2 protein-coding genes are annotated in these 1,739 nt (G+C 75.6%); both read left to right on the top strand.

The window, feature by feature from the left end; genetic code table 11:
• Positions 1-862: RecB family exonuclease (locus N869_RS14870; RefSeq protein WP_035062939.1), on the top strand; the 862-nt coding region annotated here is incomplete at its 5' end.
• The coding region (locus N869_RS14865; RefSeq protein WP_035062938.1) for a UvrD-helicase domain-containing protein at positions 859-1,739 on the top strand (881 nt) is incomplete at its 3' end. The genes N869_RS14870 and N869_RS14865, both read left to right, overlap by 4 nt.

The following is a 1,739-nucleotide window of genomic DNA, read 5'->3' as shown; positions in this document are numbered from 1 at the left end:
CCGGCTCGCCGAGGAGCAGGTGCCCGGCGCCGACCCGGCCGCGTGGTTCGGCATCGCCCCCGTGTCCACCGACCAGCCGCTGTGGTCGGGGGACCAGGACGTGCCGCTGAGCCCGTCGACCCTCGAGGCCGCCTCGACCTGCGCCCTGCGCTGGGCGCTGGAGGCGGCCGGCGGGCGTGCCGCCGAGTCCCGCGAGCAGTCGCTGGGGACCCTGGTACACGAGATCGCCGCCGCGCTCCCCGCCGGCACCCGCGACGAGCTCGAACGCGCCCTGGACGCCCGGTGGGAGGCCCTGGGGCTTCCCGAGGGCTGGGTGGGGCAGGCCCAACGACGTCGTGCCCTGTCGATGATCGGGCACCTCGCGGGCTACCTGGGTCGGGGGGCGGACGTCGTGGGTGTCGAGGAGAAGTTCGAGGCCAGGCTGGGCAAGGTCCTGCTGCGGGGTACCGTCGACCGGCTCGAGCGGGGCCCGGTCGGGCCCGACGGACGACCGCGGCTGCGGGTCGTGGACCTGAAGACCGGACGCAGCCCGGTCCCGAAGGCCGAGGCCGCACGGCACGCCCAGCTCGGGGCGTACCAGGCTGCGGTCGACGCCGGGGCGTTCGACCACCTGCTCACCGGGGCCGCCAGCGGCGGCGCCGCCCTGGTGTACGTCGGGACGGACAACCGTGCCTGCGCCGAGCGCGAGCAGGTCAGCCCGACGCAGGACGCCGACCCGGAGTGGGTGACGGAGATGCTCGACCACGTCGTCGACGCGGTGTGCCGCTCGACGGTCACCGCCACCACGAACTCCCTGTGCCGCACGTGCCCGGTCACCCGGTCCTGCCCCGCGCAGCCCGAGGGCCGGGTGGTCGGCCAGTGACGGCCCTCAGCGCCCGGCGCATCGCCGAGATCCTCGGCCGCCACAGCCCCACGGACGAGCAGGCCGCGGTCATCGAGGCGCCCCTCGAGCCGCTCCTGGTGGTCGCCGGTGCCGGGTCGGGCAAGACCGAGACGATGGCCTCACGGGTCGTGCACCTGATCGCCAACGACGTCGTGGCCCCCGAGCAGGTGCTCGGTCTGACGTTCACCCGCAAGGCCGCCGCCGAGCTGTCCGAGCGGGTCCGGCACCGGTTGCGGGCCCTGCGCCGGGCCCGTGGGCAGGACGGGGCGCGGGCAGCCCTGACGCTGCCGACGATCTCCACGTACAACTCCTACGCCGCGGGCCTGGTGGGCGACCACGCCCTGCGCATCGGGCTGGAGCCCTCTGCGCGGCTCCTGGGGGAGGCCGCACGGTGGCAGCTCGCCCACGGCCTCGTCGAGCAGTGGGCGGACGACCTCGAGGTCGACCTCGCGCCCTCCACCGTCACCGCCGCCGTCCTGGACCTGGCCGGCGCCCTCGCCGAGCACCTGGTCGAACCGGCGCGGCTGCGTGCCGAGGCCGAGCGGCTCGTCGAGGCCCTCGCGGGCTGCGCCACCACCGTCCCCACCACCGCCAGGCGCAGGTCCTTGGTGCAGGAGGTCCAGCAGTCCTTGCGGCTGCGGGCCCGGCTGGTGGACCTGGTGGAGGCGTTCAGCGAGGCCAAGCGCGCCGCGGACGTCCTCGACTTCGCCGACCAGGTGGCGCTCGCCGCCCGTCTGGCGCGAGAGGTCCCCGACGTGGGTGCGGGGGAGCGGGCACGGTACGGCGTCGTCCTGCTCGACGAGTACCAGGACACCTCCGTGGCCCAGCTGGAGCTCCTGCGGAACCTGTACGGCTC

The organism is Cellulomonas bogoriensis 69B4 = DSM 16987 (assembly GCF_000767165.1).
Lineage (GTDB): Bacteria > Actinomycetota > Actinomycetes > Actinomycetales > Cellulomonadaceae > Actinotalea > Actinotalea bogoriensis.
The sequence above is the reverse complement of the archived record's forward strand: the minus strand, read 5'-3'. Positions and strand labels throughout refer to the sequence as shown.